15 protein-coding genes and 1 rRNA gene are annotated in these 15,524 nt (G+C 68.0%); 2 read left to right on the forward strand and 14 right to left on the reverse strand.

Annotated features, from left to right (window positions below):
* Positions 1–47: 47 nt before the first annotated feature.
* From cyoE to coxB, 8 genes are all read right to left on the reverse strand, one after another.
* The gene (gene cyoE / locus BM297_RS11960; protein WP_394328015.1) at positions 48–1,034 is read right to left on the reverse strand and encodes a heme o synthase; all 987 of its coding nucleotides are present in this window, start codon (positions 1,032–1,034) and stop codon (positions 48–50) included.
* 32 nt (positions 1,035–1,066) lie between these two features.
* Positions 1,067–2,134: a COX15/CtaA family protein gene (locus BM297_RS11965; protein WP_092431770.1), complete on the reverse strand. Its 1,068-nt coding sequence runs from the start codon at positions 2,132–2,134 to the stop codon at positions 1,067–1,069.
* A gap of 164 nt (positions 2,135–2,298) precedes the next feature.
* Positions 2,299–2,883: a hypothetical protein gene (locus BM297_RS11970; protein WP_092431772.1), complete on the reverse strand. Its 585-nt coding sequence runs from the start codon at positions 2,881–2,883 to the stop codon at positions 2,299–2,301.
* A complete protein-coding gene (locus BM297_RS11975; protein ID WP_175526644.1) occupies positions 2,861–3,589 on the reverse strand; it encodes an SURF1 family protein in 729 nt (242 codons plus the stop codon). Before BM297_RS11975 ends, BM297_RS11970 begins: the two co-directional genes overlap by 23 nt.
* A gap of 37 nt (positions 3,590–3,626) precedes the next feature.
* Positions 3,627–4,532, reverse strand: coding sequence for a cytochrome c oxidase subunit 3 (locus BM297_RS11980; protein WP_092431777.1), 906 nt, complete (start codon positions 4,530–4,532; stop codon positions 3,627–3,629).
* 90 nt (positions 4,533–4,622) lie between these two features.
* Entirely contained in the window at positions 4,623–5,174 is a 552-nt protein-coding gene (locus BM297_RS11985; RefSeq protein WP_092431779.1) for a cytochrome c oxidase assembly protein, read from the reverse strand.
* A gap of 21 nt (positions 5,175–5,195) precedes the next feature.
* Positions 5,196–6,797: a cytochrome c oxidase subunit I gene (ctaD, locus tag BM297_RS11990; protein WP_092431781.1), complete on the reverse strand. Its 1,602-nt coding sequence runs from the start codon at positions 6,795–6,797 to the stop codon at positions 5,196–5,198.
* A 5-nt stretch (positions 6,798–6,802) separates the two neighbouring features.
* Positions 6,803–7,927: a cytochrome c oxidase subunit II gene (coxB, locus tag BM297_RS11995; RefSeq protein ID WP_092431784.1), complete on the reverse strand. Its 1,125-nt coding sequence runs from the start codon at positions 7,925–7,927 to the stop codon at positions 6,803–6,805.
* A gap of 308 nt (positions 7,928–8,235) precedes the next feature.
* Here coxB and BM297_RS12000 point away from each other — a divergent pair, with 308 nt between their 5' ends.
* Entirely contained in the window at positions 8,236–8,877 is a 642-nt protein-coding gene (locus BM297_RS12000) for a hypothetical protein (RefSeq protein WP_092431787.1), read from the forward strand.
* A 49-nt stretch (positions 8,878–8,926) separates the two neighbouring features.
* On the opposite strand, the gene BM297_RS12005 is transcribed toward BM297_RS12000, so the two are convergent.
* From BM297_RS12005 to BM297_RS12025, 5 genes are all read right to left on the reverse strand, one after another.
* The gene (locus BM297_RS12005; protein ID WP_092431790.1) at positions 8,927–9,613 is read right to left on the reverse strand and encodes a carbonic anhydrase; all 687 of its coding nucleotides are present in this window, start codon (positions 9,611–9,613) and stop codon (positions 8,927–8,929) included.
* A gap of 172 nt (positions 9,614–9,785) precedes the next feature.
* A complete protein-coding gene (locus BM297_RS12010; RefSeq protein WP_092431792.1) occupies positions 9,786–10,982 on the reverse strand; it encodes an ABC transporter permease in 1,197 nt (398 codons plus the stop codon).
* A complete protein-coding gene (locus BM297_RS12015; RefSeq protein WP_092431793.1) occupies positions 10,982–12,193 on the reverse strand; it encodes an ABC transporter permease in 1,212 nt (403 codons plus the stop codon). The genes BM297_RS12010 and BM297_RS12015 overlap by 1 nt, the downstream gene beginning before the upstream one ends.
* A complete protein-coding gene (locus tag BM297_RS12020) occupies positions 12,193–12,879 on the reverse strand; it encodes an ABC transporter ATP-binding protein (protein WP_092431795.1) in 687 nt (228 codons plus the stop codon). The genes BM297_RS12015 and BM297_RS12020 overlap by 1 nt, the downstream gene beginning before the upstream one ends.
* The gene (locus BM297_RS12025) at positions 12,876–14,018 is read right to left on the reverse strand and encodes an efflux RND transporter periplasmic adaptor subunit (RefSeq protein ID WP_092431797.1); all 1,143 of its coding nucleotides are present in this window, start codon (positions 14,016–14,018) and stop codon (positions 12,876–12,878) included. The genes BM297_RS12020 and BM297_RS12025 overlap by 4 nt, the downstream gene beginning before the upstream one ends.
* A 191-nt stretch (positions 14,019–14,209) precedes the next feature.
* On the opposite strand from BM297_RS12025, the gene BM297_RS12030 reads away from it, so the two are divergent.
* Positions 14,210–15,121 (forward strand): D-hexose-6-phosphate mutarotase, encoded by a 912-nt coding sequence (locus tag BM297_RS12030; RefSeq protein WP_092431799.1) that lies wholly within the window; start codon positions 14,210–14,212, stop codon positions 15,119–15,121.
* 117 nt (positions 15,122–15,238) lie between these two features.
* Here the strand turns inward: BM297_RS12030 and rrf are convergent.
* Positions 15,239–15,354 (reverse strand): 5S ribosomal RNA (gene rrf, locus BM297_RS12035).
* Positions 15,355–15,524: the final 170 nt, after the last annotated feature.

Consider the following 15,524-nt stretch of genomic DNA (forward strand, 5'->3'; position numbering starts at 1 on the left):
AGGCGCGCCATGCCGGCCACGTCCGCCCCGAAAGGCTCGCCGCCGGATCAGAACGGCAGCGGCAGATAGTGATCCACCAGCAGCACGATGAACAGGGCGAACAGGTAGGTAATAGAGTACTTGAACGTCTTGATGGCGGCCTGCGGTCGGCTGTCACGGTACAGCGCCCAGGCCCAGTCGAGAAAGCGCGCGCCGAGCAGCACGGCACCGGCCAGGTACAGCGGGCCGCTCATGTGGATGGCGAAGGGCAGCAGGCTGACGGCGAACAGGATCAGGGTGTAGAGCAGGATGTGCAGCTTGGTGTAGCGCTCGCCGTGGGTCACCGGCAGCATGGGGATCTCCGCCTTGGCGTAGTCGTCCTTGCGGTGGATGGCCAGCGCCCAGAAGTGCGGCGGGGTCCAGGCGAAGATGATCAGCACCAGCAGCAGGCCCTCGGCATCCAGCTGGCCGGTGACCGCGGTCCAGCCGAGCAGCGGCGGCGCCGCGCCGGCCAGGCCGCCGATGACGATGTTCTGCGGCGTGGCGCGCTTGAGAAAGCCGGTGTACAGGGCGGCGTAGCCGAGCAGCGAGGCCAGGGTCAGCCAGGCGGTCAGCGCGTTGGTGAAGGCCAGCAGCAGCGCCTGGCCGGCCAGCGCCAGCAGCAGGGCGAAGCCCAGCGCCGCGCGTGGCGAGACACGCCCGGCCACCAAAGGGCGCAGGCGGGTGCGCGCCATGATCGCGTCGATGCGCCGGTCCACCACGTGGTTGACCGCCGCCGCCGCGCCGGCGCACAGGCCGATGCCGAGGTTGCCGAACAGCAGGACCTGCCACGGCACCCAGCCGTCGGTGGCCAGCAGCATGCCGACCAGCGAGGTGATCAGCATCAGCACCACCACCTTGGGTTTGGTCAGCTCCAGATAGTCGTGCCAGCCGACGTGGGCCTGGCGTTGCTGCACCAGTGTGGTCATGGCGTTCCCTCCCCTCGTTGTTGTTCTATGCCGCCCCTTGGCGGAGGCGCTCCCCGCAGCGAAGCGGTCCAGCAGGCACACGAGCATCGCCCCGTGGCCGGGCCTCCCACCAGAAGCCGCTACTGCCGCGAGTACAGCCGCACCTCGTCGTCGCCGCGGCCAATCAGGCGCAACCCGGCCCCCTGCTTGACCACCTGCGCCGCGCGCAGCCGGTAGTTGACCAGCACCAGCACCAGCACCAGCGAGGCACCGCCGAGGTTGTGCGCCACCGCCACCGCCAGCGGCAGGTGCAGCAGCACGTTGGCGATGCCGAGACTCACCTGCACGCCCAGCGCCAGCAGCAGCAGCGTGGCCAACCGGCTCAGGCCGCCGCGGTGCAGTTGCCAGGCGAGGCCCAGCAGCAGCACGCTGACCAGCAGCGCGCCGAGGCGATGGCTCATGTGGATGGCGGTGCGCGCGTCGCTGTCGAGCTGGCCGCCGAGGTAGTTGGGGCCGATGTGCTGGCTCAGGTGGAAGCCGTTGGCGAAGTCCATCGCCGGCCACCATTCACCGTGGCAGGTGGGCAGATCGACGCAGGCTACCGCCGCGTAGTTGCTGCTGACCCAGCCGCCGAGGGCGACCTGCCCGACCACGGCGAGCAGCGCCAGCGCCGCCAGCACACGCAGATGGCGCAGCACGCCCGCCAGCGGCGGCAGCGCGCCGGACAGGCGCAGGGTGAGCAGGAACAGCAGGCCGAGGGTGGCGAAGCCGCCGAGCAGATGGGCGGTGACCACCTGCGGCCACAGCTTGAGGGTCACCGTCCACATGCCGAACGCAGCCTGCAGCAGCACCAGCGCCAGCAGGGCCAGCGGCAGCTTCAGCGGTTGTCCGGGAATCGCGCGCCGGCGCAGCGCCTGCACGGCGAGCAGCAGGATCAGCAGGCCGAGGCTGCCGGCGAAATAGCGGTGGACCATCTCGTTCCAGCCCTTGTCCGCCTCCACCGGGGCGTCGGGGAAATGCCGCTCGGCATGCGCCAGCTGCGCCTCGCTCTGTGGCACGCCGATGAAGCCGTAGCAGCCCGGCCAGTCCGGGCAGCCGAGGCCGGCATGAGTCAGGCGGGTATAGGCGCCGAGCATGACCACCAGCAGCGCCAGCACGGTGGCGCCGAGGGCGAGCCGGTAACCCGGTCTTCTTGTGGTTGTCGCCATGGCAGATTCTCCCCCCGGATTCCTGCACAGCCGGTAAAGCAGACTCGGGTGAAGGCTCCTGCCTTTGCCACAAATTCACCCGGCGTGGCGGCGAGGTGGGTCGTTCATTGTTTTTCCATCGCCTGTGTTGAATCTAGCAGGCGCCCGGCAAACCGCCCGTCCGCTCAGCCAATCTGCGACAGCTTGAGCAGATAGCGCAGGTCCTCGAGGATCTGCTTGCCGTTGCTGCCGGCGCCATAGCGCAGGACCAGGTTGCCGTGGGGGTCGACGATCCACAGCTGCGCCCCCGCCTCGGGATAGCGCTCGACGTCCAGCGCCAGACGCTGCAGCTGCGGATAGCCCGCGCGCAGTTCGGCATCGTAGTCGGCCGGCAGCGCGGTGCCGTGGGCCAGGGCATGCCCGGCCCGGCTCACCTCGCGGTTGAGGCCGATGTGGATCTGCCGCGCCAGGTAGACCAGCGCCCGGCAGTCGGCTGCGCAGGCGTCGGCGCTGGTCACCAGCAGCTGCCAGCGGCGCGGCTCGTCGCCCTGCTCGAGACCCCAGCTGCCCGCCACGCCGAGATCGCTCGGGGTCTGCCCGGTGGCGATCAGCTCACCGTGATAGCTGCGCGTCTGCGGCACCCAGAACTGCCAGCGATACATGGCGCTGGCCAGCAGCATCGGACCGATCACCACGGCCAGCAGGCCGATCAGCTGCCAGCGGCCCCGCCGCTGGGGCGGCTGCCGCTCAAACGTCAGTGTGGAACCCATAGCGCCTCTCCCTTGCCTGCTTCACGCCCAACCACAGATACAGTCCCAGCAGGGTCGCGGCCAGAGCGAACCACTGCACCGCATAGCCCAGATGCTTTTCCGGCCCCACGGCCACCACCGGCCAGCCGCCGACGTAGCTGGCCGGACCGGGCGCCAGACGCAGTTCGACAGGCAGCCCGTCGCGACCCAGTTCGCGCCACAGCGCCGGCACATCCACGGCATTGACCAGCCGCGGCCAGCCCTCGCCCGGAGCGCCGTCGCCGAGCAGGAAGGCCTCTCCCGCCGGCCGGTAGACCGTAGCCAGCAGCTGCAGCTCGCCATGCGGGGTGTCGAACGCCGGCGGCGTAGCCCGCTGCGGCCAGGGCAGCCAGCCGCGGTTGACCAGCACCCAGCGGCCGCTGGGGCGATCGAGAAACGGCTGCAGCAGCTCGACGCCGACCCGCCCGCCGCGCTGGCGGTTGTCCAGCAGCAGGCTGTGCTCGGCATCGAACTCGCCGACCAGGCGCACGCGGCGGAAGGCCGGAACGTCCACAGCCTCCAGCTCGCGCAGCTCCAGCGCCGGCTCCTGGCTGCGGGCGGCCTGCGCGGCGAGCAGCACGCGCTTGTCCTCGCCACGCTGCAGCTGCCAGAAGCCGAGCCCCAGCAGCAGCGGCAGCAGGGCCAGCACCACCAAGGTCGGCAGCAGTCCCGGGCGAAAACGCGACACTCGCGGGCGGACGGCAGGAGCCGACATGCTCACGCCCTCACAGCACGTAGACGAAGACGAACAGGCCGAGCCAGACCACGTCGACGAAGTGCCAGTACCAGCTGGCCGCCTCGAAGGCGAAGTGCTGATCCGGGGAGAAGTGCCCACGCAGGATGCGGATCAGCATCACCAGCAGCATCAGCGCGCCGATGGTGACGTGGGCGCCGTGGAAGCCGGTGAGCATGAAGAAGGTCGCCCCGTAGACGCCGGAGCTCAGGGTCAGGTCGAGCTCGGTGTAGGCGTGCACGTACTCCTCGGCCTGCAGCACCAGGAAGGCCACACCGAGCAGCACGGTCAGCGCCAGCCAGGCCTTGAGCGCGCCGCGCTTGTCGTGGCGCAGGGCATGGTGGGCGAAGGTCAGGGTGAAGCTGGAGGTGACCAGCAACACGGTGTTGATCAGCGGCAGATGCCAGGGGTCGATGATCCCCTGCGGCGCCGGATAGGCCTTGGGATCGGGGTTGTCGAGCAGCGGCCAGCTGAACTGGAAGTCCGGCCACAGCATGGCGCTGACGCCCTTGTCGCCGGCGCCGTCCAGCCAGGGGCCGACGAACACGCGCAGGTAGAACAGCGCGCCGAAGAAGGCGGCGAAGAACATCACCTCGGAGAAGATGAACCAGCGCATGCCCCAGCGGAACGAACGATCCATCTGCCCGCTGTACAGGCCGCTACGGCTCTCGTGGATGACGTTGCCGAACCAGCCGAACAGCATCCAGGCCAGCAGCAGCGCGCCGACGAAGAACACCAGCGGGCCGACGGAGTCGGCGCGCGCGGCCTTGAGGTCGTTGAACCAGGTGCCGAGGCCGACCACCGTGACCAGCAGGCCGACGCTGGCGATGATCGGCCACTTGCTCTGTTCCGGAACGTAGTACTGCTCGTGAACGGGGTTCTGCTCATGGCTGGCCATGCTTGTTCTCCTCAACCGTGCCGGCGGCGCGGCCTGCTCGCTGCGTTGGGTGCGTCCCGCGCACCGTGGTCCTGTGCGGATGGCTCCCCGTCAGTTGGCGGCGTGCTGCGCCAGCGGCGGCTGCCGTTCGCTGATGTCGAACAACGTGTAGCCCAGGGTCAGGTGGCGCACATCGGCCGGCAGGTCGCGGTCGACGATGAAGCGCACCGGCATCTCGATGCGCTCGCCCGGCTGCAGCACCTGCTGGGTGAAGCAGAAGCACTCGGTCTTGTGGAAATACGCCGCCGCCTTGGACGGGGCCACGCTGGGGATGGCCTGGGCGGTCATCGGCCGGTCCGTCGGGTTGTGAGCGACGAACAGCATCTGGTTGCTGGCGCCGGGGTGCACGCTCAGCTCGTCCTGCTGCGGCGCGAACGTCCAGACCATGCCGGCGGCGTTGGTGGCGAGGAACTGCACGCGCACGGTGCGCGCCTCGTCCACCTGCTGGCTGCCGCTCCAGGCGCCGGCGGTCTTGCCGTTGATGCCGAAGGCCTGGCACATCACGTCGTAGATCGGCACCAGGGCGAAGCCGAAGCCGAACATGACCACCACCGCCAGCAGCAGGCGGCGGACCAGGCGGCGCGTATCGGTGCTCTCGCTCATGGCTCGCTCCTCGCGCCGGCCTCAGTGCAGCCGGCTGCGCTCGTCCACTCGCGGCGGGGTCTGGAAGGTGTGGTAGGGCGCCGGCGACGGCACCGTCCACTCCAGGCCGTGGGCGCCGTCCCACGGCTTGTCGGCCGCCTTCGGGCCGCCACGGATGCACTTGATGACGATGAACAGGAACAGGAGCTGGGTGGCGCCGAACAGGAAGGCGCCGATGCTGGAGACCATGTTGAAGTTGGCGAACATCAGGTTGTAGTCGGGGATGCGCTGCGGCATGCCGGCCAAGCCGACGAAGTGCATGGGGAAGAAGGCCAGGTTCATGCCGACGAAGCTCAGCCAGAAATGCAGCCTGGCCAGGGTCTCGTCGTACATGTGCCCGGTCCACTTCGGCAGCCAGTAGTAGGCCGAGGCGAAGATGCCGAAGATCGCCCCCGGCACCAGCACGTAGTGGAAGTGCGCCACCACGAAGTAGGTGTCGTGGTACTGGAAGTCGGCCGGGGCGATGGCCAGCATCAGCCCGGAGAAGCCGCCGATGGTGAACAGGATGACGAAGGCCACGGCAAACAGCATCGGCGCCTCGAAGCTCAGCGAGCCGCGCCACATGGTGCTCGCCCAGTTGAACACCTTCACCCCGGTGGGCACGGCGATCAGCATGGTGGCGTACATGAAGAACAGCTCGCCGGTCAGCGGGATGCCGACGGTGAACATGTGGTGGGCCCAGACGACGAACGACAGGAAGGCGATGGCGCCGGTGGCGTAGACCATCGAGGTGTAGCCGAACAGCGGCTTGCGGCTGAAGGTGGGGATGATCGCGCTGACCGCGCCGAAGGCGGGCAGGATCATGATGTACACCTCGGGATGGCCGAAGAACCAGAACACGTGCTGGAACAGCACCGGGTCGCCGCCGCCGGCGGCGCTGAAGAAGCTGGTGCCGAAGTGGATATCCATCAGCATCATGGTCACCACCCCGGCCAGCACCGGCATCACCGCGATCAGCAGGAAAGCGGTGATCAGCCAGGTCCACACGAACAGCGGCATCTGCATCAGGGTCAGCCCCGGCGCACGCAGGTTGAGCACGGTAGCGATGACGTTGATCGCGCCCATGATCGAGCTGATGCCCATCAGGTGCACGGCGAAGATGAAGAAGGTGACGCTTTCCGGCGCGTAGGTGGTGGACAGCGGCGCGTAGAAGGTCCAGCCGAAGTTGGGTCCGCCGCCCTCCATGAACAGGGTGCTGGCGAGCAGGCCGAAGGCCGCCGGCAGCAGCCAGAAGCTGAAGTTGTTCATCCGCGGCAGGGCCATGTCCGGCGCGCCGATCATCAGCGGAATCATCCAGTTGGCCAGGCCGACGAAGGCCGGCATCACCGCGCCGAACACCATGATCAGGCCGTGCATGGTGGTCATCTGGTTGAAGAACTCCGGCTGGACGATCTGCAGGCCGGGCTGGAACAGTTCAGCGCGGATCACCATGGCCATGCTGCCGCCGAACAGGAACATGGCGAAGCTGAACACCAGATACAGCGTGCCGATGTCCTTGTGGTTGGTGGTCAGTACCCAGCGCATCAGGCCCTTGGCGGGCCCGTGGGCATGGCCGTGGGCGTGCGAGTCGATCACTGCGCTCATGTCCGTCACTCCTGTGCCTGCTTGAACGCGGCAATGTCCTGCGGCGTGACCAGGTCGCCGACCTTGTTGCCCCAGGCGTTGCGCTCGAAGGTGATGATCGCGGCCAGATCGACCTCGGACAGCTGCTTGCCGAAGGCGGCCATGGCGGTGCCCGGCTTGCCGTCGACGACGATGGCGATATGCGCCTCGACCGGCCCGGTGGCGATGGCCGAGCCCTTGAGCGCCGGGAACACCGGCGGCATGCCCTCGCCCGAGGCCTGGTGGCAGGCGGCGCAGGCGGTCTGGTAGGCCTGCTCGCCGCGCGCCATCAGCTCGTCGAAGGCCCACTCCTTGCTGGTCAGCTCCTTCTCCGCCAGCGCCTCGGCCTTGCGCTCGGCCAGCCAGGCGGCATAGTCCTCGGCGGATTTGGCCTCGACCACCACCGGCATGAAGCCGTGGTCCTTGCCGCACAGCTCGGTGCACTGGCCACGGTAGATGCCGGGCTGCTCGATGCGCGTCCACGCCTCGTTGACGAAGCCGGGGATGGCGTCCTTCTTCACCGCCAGCGCCGGCACCCACCAGGAATGGATCACGTCGGCGGCGGTGACCAGAAAGCGCACCTTGGCGCCGACCGGTACCACCAGCGGGTTGTCCACTTCCAGCAGGTAGTGCTCGTCCTTGGGCGCCCGGTTGTCGATCTGCGCCCGCGGGGTGGACATGTTGCTGAAGAATTCGACGTCCTGGCCCAGATACTTGTAGTGCCACTTCCACTGGTAGCCGGTGATCTGGATGTCCAGGTCGGACTCGCCGTGGTCGTAGATGGCGATCAGGGTGCGGGTGGCCGGTATCGCCATCAGCACGAGGATGACGAAGGGCACCACGGTCCAGAGGATTTCCACCCAGGTGTGTTCGTGGAACTGCGCCGGCTGCTGGCCGCTGTCACGGCGGTGCATGAGCATCGACCAGAACATGGCGCCGAACACCACCACGCCGATGACCACGCAGATCCAGAAGATAGTCATGTGCAGGTCGAATACCGAGCGGCTGACCTCGGTCGCGCCCGGACTCATGTTGACTGCCCAGTTCGCCTGGGCCGGCAGTGTCGCCAGCCAAAGCATGGCCCCCAGCCACCAACGCGGATGTCGCGACATTCCGGGTCCCCTTCCATTCTTCTTATTCGTACCGGCTTCTTGCCTGCAGCCAAGGAGGAGGGACCGCCACACGCTTGCGGTCCAAATCGCCCCCTGCCCTGCCGGAACGCTCGCCGGTTCCTTCGGTGCCCACCACACGCCCTGAGTATAGACAGGCTCCGGGGACTGGCAATTTTCCCGACAAGCCATGCCGGGCTGAGTGGTCCGGGGGGAGAAAGTCGTTAGCTTGTTACAGGTCAACTGGCGCGGCAGGCAATATGCAACTATGTTGCGTGCTGTTCTCAACAACTACCGGAGTCTCGCCCGCCATGAACATTGCCGCCCTGCGCGAACGCATCGATTCAGCCCTGCAACACGAAACGGAGCACGGGACTCTGGCCGCCGAGCTTGCCGCCCGCATCGATGGCCTGCACCGGGCGATACGTCTACCCTGCGCGGACGCGCCCGGCACCCTGCTGCGCTTCGTGCGCGCCTATGTCGACGAAGTGCCGGAGCTGGTGGAGGCGGCCGCCAGCGTGGCAACCGAGGCCGGCATCGATGCGCAGATCAAGCCGGTGCTGCGCCTGGCCGAGGAGTTCTTCCTCAACCCGCCGCAGGTGATGGAGGGCCATGATGGCCTGGAGGCGCTGCTGGACGAAGCCTATCTGGCCCATCGCCTGGTGGAGGAAGTCAACGACCGCTATATCGCCCATTTCGGCCAGCCGCTGATCCCGCTGGATACCACGGTGGCCAATCTGGTGGCGCACCAGCTGATCGGCGAGCCGTTCGCCAACCAGCTCGACGCGGCGGTGCACCATGCCAGCGAAACCCTGCTGGATCCGCAGATCTTCAGCAGCGATTCGACGAGTACCTACCGCGCGAAACTGACCAGTCCGCAGCTGAATGCCGCTTGGCAGAACTGGCCGTGCCTGTCGCGCCAGCTGGGGATCGAGCTGCAGCTGAGCCAGTGAGCGGGATGCTCCGCGGCAGCTGCCGCGGAGTGCCCTCGGGCCGCCGGCCTCAGCCGTTGAAGCGCGAGCGCGGGGTGGCCATCGGCACCACCTCGCCATCGAGCGGCAGGAAGCGCCCGCTTTCCGCGTCATAGGCGATGATGGCGCTGGTCTCGATGTCGTAGACCCAGCCATGGATGAACAGCTTGCCGCTGGCCACCCGCGCCGCCACCGACGGATGGGTCAGCAGGTGGTTGAGCTGGGCCACCACATTCTCCTCGGTGAGCAGCTCCAGATGCTCCTGGCCGCAGTCACAGCGGGCGAAATTCTGCTCCACCACCGTGCGCGCCACCTCGGCATGACGCAGCCAGCCCTTTACCGTGGGCATGCCTTCCAGCGATTGTGGATGGAGCACCGCCTTCATCGCCCCGCAGTCGGAGTGACCGCAGATGATGATGTGGCGCACGCCCAGCGCGACCACCGCGTATTCGATGGCGGTGGACACGCCGCCATTCATCTGCCCATAGGGCGGCACCACGTTGCCGACGTTGCGGGTAACGAACAGGTCACCCGGCGAACTCTGGGTGATCAGCTCGGGGACGATGCGCGAATCGGCGCAGGTGATGAACATCGCGCGCGGGTTCTGCGCGGTGGCGAGCTTCTTGAACAGCTCCTCCTGGGCGGGGAATACTTCGCGGCGAAAGCGCTTGAAACCTTGAACGATGCTGTCGAGGGCCTCGTCGGCATTTTCTCTCATTTCTTTCTCCTGCAACGGCTCTTTCACGATCAGCTCTCCGAACCTTCGTGCATCCACCAGGCTTGTGGCTGTGGACGTTTCACGGGTGTTCTAAACGACAGCGGCAACCGTGACGAAGTCACACTCTTTTGCTCGGACTTTGCAACTTGATCGGGCAGAGCATGCCCACCCCTCACTCGCTGCGCAAGGCATCGACCGGATGCAGACGTGCCGCCTGGCGGGCCGGAGCCAACCCGGCGAGGATGCCGATCAGCGCCGAGAGCAGCAGCGCCAGCAGCAGAAACAGCGGTTGCGGACGCAACGGCAGATCCGCCAGCAGCAGATGCAACGCGCCCAGCAGCAGCGCCATCAGCAGCAGGCCGAGCAGGCCGCCGGCCAGCGACAGCAGGGTGGCCTCGGCGAGAAACAGGCCGAGCACCTGCCGCGGACTGGCGCCGAGGGCGCGCAGCAGGCCGATCTCGGCGGTACGCTCGCCGACCGTGGTGGTCATGATGGTGAGGATGCCGACCGTGCCGACCAGCAGGGAGATGCCGCCGAGTCCGGCCACCGCCGCGCTGAGGATGGCGAGGATGCGGTCGAGACTGGCGAGCAGGTCATCCTGGGTGGTGAGACTGAAGTCCTCGGCACCATGACGCTCGATCAGCGTCTCGCGGATCTGCCTGGCCAGCGCCGCCGAGGTGGTGGTCGGACGGTACATCACGTTGATCTCCATCAGCCCCTCGCGGTTGAACAGGCTCTCGGCCCAGTCCACTGGTATGTAGGCCACATCGTCAAGGTCGAAGCCGAGCATCTGGCCCTTCTCCGCCATCACCCCGACCACCCGAAAGCGCGTGCCGCCGATGCGCACCAGCTCACCGAGCGGATTGGCGGCGCCGAACAGCTCGACCCGCAGCCTGTGGCCGAGCACCGCCTGCGGCGGCGAACGACCATCGCGCGGTGGCGGTAGAAACTGGCCGAGGGCCAGGCGAAAGCGCCAGGCCGCCGCCAGCTCATGGCCGCTTCCGAGGATGTCGCTGCTGCGGCTGCGCTGGCCGAAGCGGATCGCGCCGCTGCCCTGGATGATCGGCACCACCGCCTCGATGTGCGGCAGGCGGCGCAGGGCCTCGGCATCGGCGATGGACAGCGGCCGGGCGCTGGCCAGCAGGCCACCGATGCCGCCGGTCTGGGTGCGTCCGGGGTGGATGGCGACGATGCGGGTACCGAACTGCGAGAAGGTGTCGAGCACGTAGAAGCGCAGCCCCTCGCCGATGGCGGTGAGCAGCACCACCGCGGCGATGCCGATGGCCACGCCGAGCAGGGTCAGCACGCTGCGCAGCGGCCTTCCGAGCAGGGCGCTGGCCGTCAGCTGCAGGCCGTCGCGCAGGCGCATCAGCGGGCTCCCGGCGGGCGCAGCGCCGCCACCGGCTCCAGGCGCGCGGCGCGCGCTGCCGGCAGCCAGGCGAACAGCATGGCGACGCCGAACGCCAGCAACAGCGCGCCGCCGCGCGCCCAGGCCGGCGCCGCCAGCGGCAAGTCCCAGAGCAGACGGGCGAGCCACAGCAGCAGCTCGCCCAGGGCCAGGCCGGCCAGCCCCCCGGCCAGGGCCAGCAGGCCGGCCTCGCCGACGAACAGCAGGCGCACCTGCGTCGGGGTGGCGCCGAGGGCCTTGAGCAGGCCGATCTCGCCGGTACGCTGGCTGACCGCGATCCAGGTGACGTTCATGATCAGCACCCCTGCCACCAGCAGGCTGACGGCGGCGATGCCGGCCAGGGCCAGCCCCAGCGCGCCAAGGATGTCGTCGAAGGCGGCGAGCATGGAGTCCTGACTGATCAGGGTGACGTCCTCCTCGCCCTCGTGGCGCTCCTTGAGCAGGGCGAGGATCTGCCGCTTGCCCGACTCGAGCAGCGCCGGGCTGCGCACCTCGGCGAACAGGCGGAACAGGCCTTCGCGGTTGAACAGGGCCTGGGCGCTGGCCACCGGGATCACCAGCAGTTCGGCGAAATCCATGCCCAGCGATTCGCCGCGCGCCTCGAGAATGCCGATCACCCGGAAGCGGCGGTCGCCGGCGCGCAGCCACTCGCCCAGCGCCGGGCGACTGCCGAACAACTCGCGGCGCAGCGTGGTGCCGATCACGCAGACTGCCTCGGCCTGCTCCAGCGGCAGCTCCGGCAGCAGCTGGCCCTGGCTCACGCCGAGCTGGCGCAGGGCAAAGAAGCTGCGGCTGGTGCCGAGGACGAAGGCCTCGCGGCTGCGGCCGCCGCTGCTGACCTCGATCAGTCCGGCCTGCAGCGGAGCGACCCGGCGCACGGCCGGCAGGCGCGCCACCGCCTGGGCATCCTGCAGGGTCAGGTCGCGGGGCGCCAGGCCAGTGAGCGGCGGCACCCCGCCGGTGGTTTCCTTGCGCCCGGGCAGAACGATCAGCGTGTTGCGCCCGAGCAGGGAAAACTCGTCGAGGACGAAGCTGCGTGCGCCCTCGGCCAGGCCGGTGAGCAGGATCACCGCGAGCACGCCGATACCGATCGCCAGCAGCAGCATCAGGCTGCGCGAGCGGTGCCCGCGCAGGGCGCCGAACCACAGGGCGACGGCATCGGCGGCGCGCATCAGCGCGCTCCCGCCTGCGCCGAGTCGGCAACGATGCGCCCATCGAGCATGCGCAGTGTGCGCGGCGCGCGGGCGCCGAGGGCAACGTCATGGGTCACCACCAGCAGGGTCAGCCCCTCGCCGTTGAGTTCCTCGAGCAGTTCCACCACCTCGGCACCCGAGTGGCTGTCGAGATTGCCGGTGGGCTCGTCAGCCAGCAGCAGCGCGGGGCGCATGACCATGGCGCGGGCGATGGCCACCCGCTGGCGCTGGCCGCCGGACAGCTCGGCCGGGCGATGCGCGACCCGATCGCCCAGGCTCAGACGCTCGACCAGCTCGGCGCTACGCCGACGCCGCTCACCCGGTTCGATGCCGGCCAGCAGCATCGGCAGCTCGATGTTCTCCAGCGCGGTCAGCCGCGCAATCAGATGGTAGGACTGGAACACGAAGCCGATGTGCCGGCTGCGCAGGCCGGCGCGGCGCACCTCGTCGAGGCCGGCGGTGGGCTCGCCATTCAGCCAGTACTCGCCGGTATCCGGCGCATCGAGCAGGCCGAGCACGTTGAGCAGGGTCGACTTGCCCGAGCCGGACGGTCCCATCACTGACAGGTATTCGCCGGCACCGACCTCGAGATCCACCGCATCCAGGCCCATCACTTGTTGTTCACCAAGGTGAAAGCAGCGGGTCACCCCGCGCAGACGAATCATGGTGGCGACTCCATGGGGGTCACCGCCACACCATCGGCCACCCCTTCCGGCTCCAGGCTGGGCAGGATGCGCTCGCCTTCGGCAAGCCCCGTGCGCACTTCGGTCCAGCGCCAGTTGGCCAGCCCGGTGTCCACCGCTACCGCCCGCAGCACTCCGGCCTCGGCGTCATAGCGCAGCACCTGGCGCCCCTCCAGCAGGCTCTCGCTGGGCACGCGCAGCACGTCCTCGCGCTGCTCGACGAGAATTTCCACGTCGGCGCTGTAGCCGGTGAGCAGGACCACCGCGGTCGGCGGCTCGACGAAGTGCACCTCGATGTCCACCGTGCGCGCCTGCTTTTCCAGATCGCGGACAAAGGGCGCGATGCGCGTCACCGTGCCGGCGAAGCTTTGCCCACGGAAAGCGTCCAGGCTGATGCGCACCGGCAGGTCGAGGCGCACGCGGGCGGCATCCACCTCGTCGATCGGCGCCTCGACGTACAGGCAGCTGTCGTCGATCAGGTCCACCGCCGGCGGGGTGGGAATCCCCGGCGGCGAGGGGGTGACGAACTCGCCGACCTCGCCGTTGATCTCGGCGACGATCCCGGCGAACGGTGCGCGCAGACTGGCCTGGTCGAGCAGGACACGCTGCAGGGCAAGCGTGGCCTCCGCCTCACGAATCTGCACGGCCCCAGCTTCGCACTGCAGCTGCGCCTGGCGAGCCTGGTTCTCGGCCTGATCAAGGCGCTGGGCGGCGGCCAACTGACGGGCCGCAAGCTGGCTGAGGCGCTGAACCTCGCGGCGATCCAGAGCCGCTTGCGTGCAGCGCTGCTCCCGGGCATTGCGCTGCACCTGCAGGCGCGCCTCGGCCTCGGCCAGGCGCGCCTGCAGGTCGTCCTGGCGCAGTTGCATCAGCAATTGGTCGGCCACCACCCGGTCGCCTTCGTTCACCAGCCGTGCGCTCACCGGCGCACCGAGCTTGAACGACAGTTGCGAACGCCGACAGGCCTTGAGCGTGCCGGCACGACTGTTGGCCACCAGCGTCTCCACCGGCCCGCGCTCCACCGGCCATAGCGTCACCGGCAATGGCTGCGGCCGCTGCCACCACCACAGCAGCACTCCGAGGGCCAGAATAAGCACCGTCCCGATCAACCACTTGCGCATGCCTCGCTCCACCGTTGTCCGTCGCCTTCAGGGTAGTCGGCGAGGCTGCTGGCCGACGGCTGGGGGTGTGGCAGGAGACCGGCAGCACCTCGCAGGATCGGTGGCCGACAGTGCAGCCCAGCCTGCTACGGGCTTGGCGTCCAGCTACCTCGCGGGAATAATGGGGCATTCGCCTCATAAGGAACGCCCGCGTGACTCCAGCACCCCACATCAGCCGCACCCAGTTCGACGCGCTGCCCTGCTGGCGGGTGCTGACCCCGCAGGCCGAGCTGCTGATTGCCGAACAGGGCGCGCAGATTCTGCGCTACCAGCGCCTTGGCGAGCCGCCGCTGATCTGGCTCAGTGAGCAGGCCGCCGGCCAGCCCGGACAGTCGGTACGCGGCGGCGTGCCGGTGTGCTGGCCCTGGTTCGGCGATCTGGCGCGCAATCCCGCAGCCCTGCTCGCTCAGTATTGCGGCGACGCCGCCCCCTTCCACGGGCTGGTGCGCAACCTGCCGTGGGAATGCCGGGAAAGCGTGATCGACGGCGACGAGGTGCGTCTGCTGTTCGTTTGTCCACAACCCGAGGACGGGCTACCCGGCTGGCCACATGCGGTCGACGTGGAACTGGAAATCCGCCTCGGCACACGCCTGTACCTAAGCCTGCGCAGCCACAACCGCGGCCAGCGCCCGGTGTGGCTCAGTCAGGCACTGCACAGCTACTTCGCCGTCAGCGATATCCACAAGGTGAGTGTCGCTGGGCTGGACGGCTCACGCTACATCGAGACCCTCGACGGCTGGCGCGAGTGCCGCCAGGCAGGCGCGCTGCAGTTCGCCGGGGAAACCGACCGAATCTACCTGGACCTGCCGCCGCGTCTGGAGCTCCGGGATACCGGCTGGCAGCGGCGCATCTGCCTGGAAAGCCGCAGCTCGCGATCGGCTGTACTGTGGAACCCGTGGAGCGACAAGGCGCAGCGCCTGTCGCAATTCGCGGCGGATGCCTGGCAGCGCATGCTGTGCATCGAAACTGCCAACGTTTTGGACGACTGCGTGCAACTGGCCGGCGGCGAGAGTCGCAGCCTGGAGCTGTACCTGTGGAGCGAGCCGCTCGCAACGGGCGTCTGAGGTAGCGGACTCACAGGGCCCCGACTGGTTCGGGACTTTTCCGTGTGTGAGGAAAATTTTCGGACTGAAAAGTCGAAACCCCGACCAGCGTTAGCTGATCGGGGTTTCTGTATAGGTGCTTGACGATGACCTACTCTCACATGGAGAAGCTCCACACTACCATCGGCGATGCGTCGTTTCACTGCTGAGTTCGGGATGGGATCAGGTGGTTCCAACGCTCTATGGTCGTCAAGCAATTTGTTGGGGAATCGTTTTTAGTCGCTTCCCCTAATTGGGTATGTGATATCGGTGTATCTTCGGTAATTTCACGTGCTCTTGCAAGCTTTCGGCCTGTCACACGCAAACAACAAATTGTTTGGGTGTTATATGGTCAAGCCTCACGGGCAATTAGTACTGGTTAGCT

Source organism: Geopseudomonas sagittaria (assembly GCF_900115715.1).
Taxonomy (GTDB): Bacteria; Pseudomonadota; Gammaproteobacteria; order Pseudomonadales; family Pseudomonadaceae; genus Geopseudomonas; species Geopseudomonas sagittaria.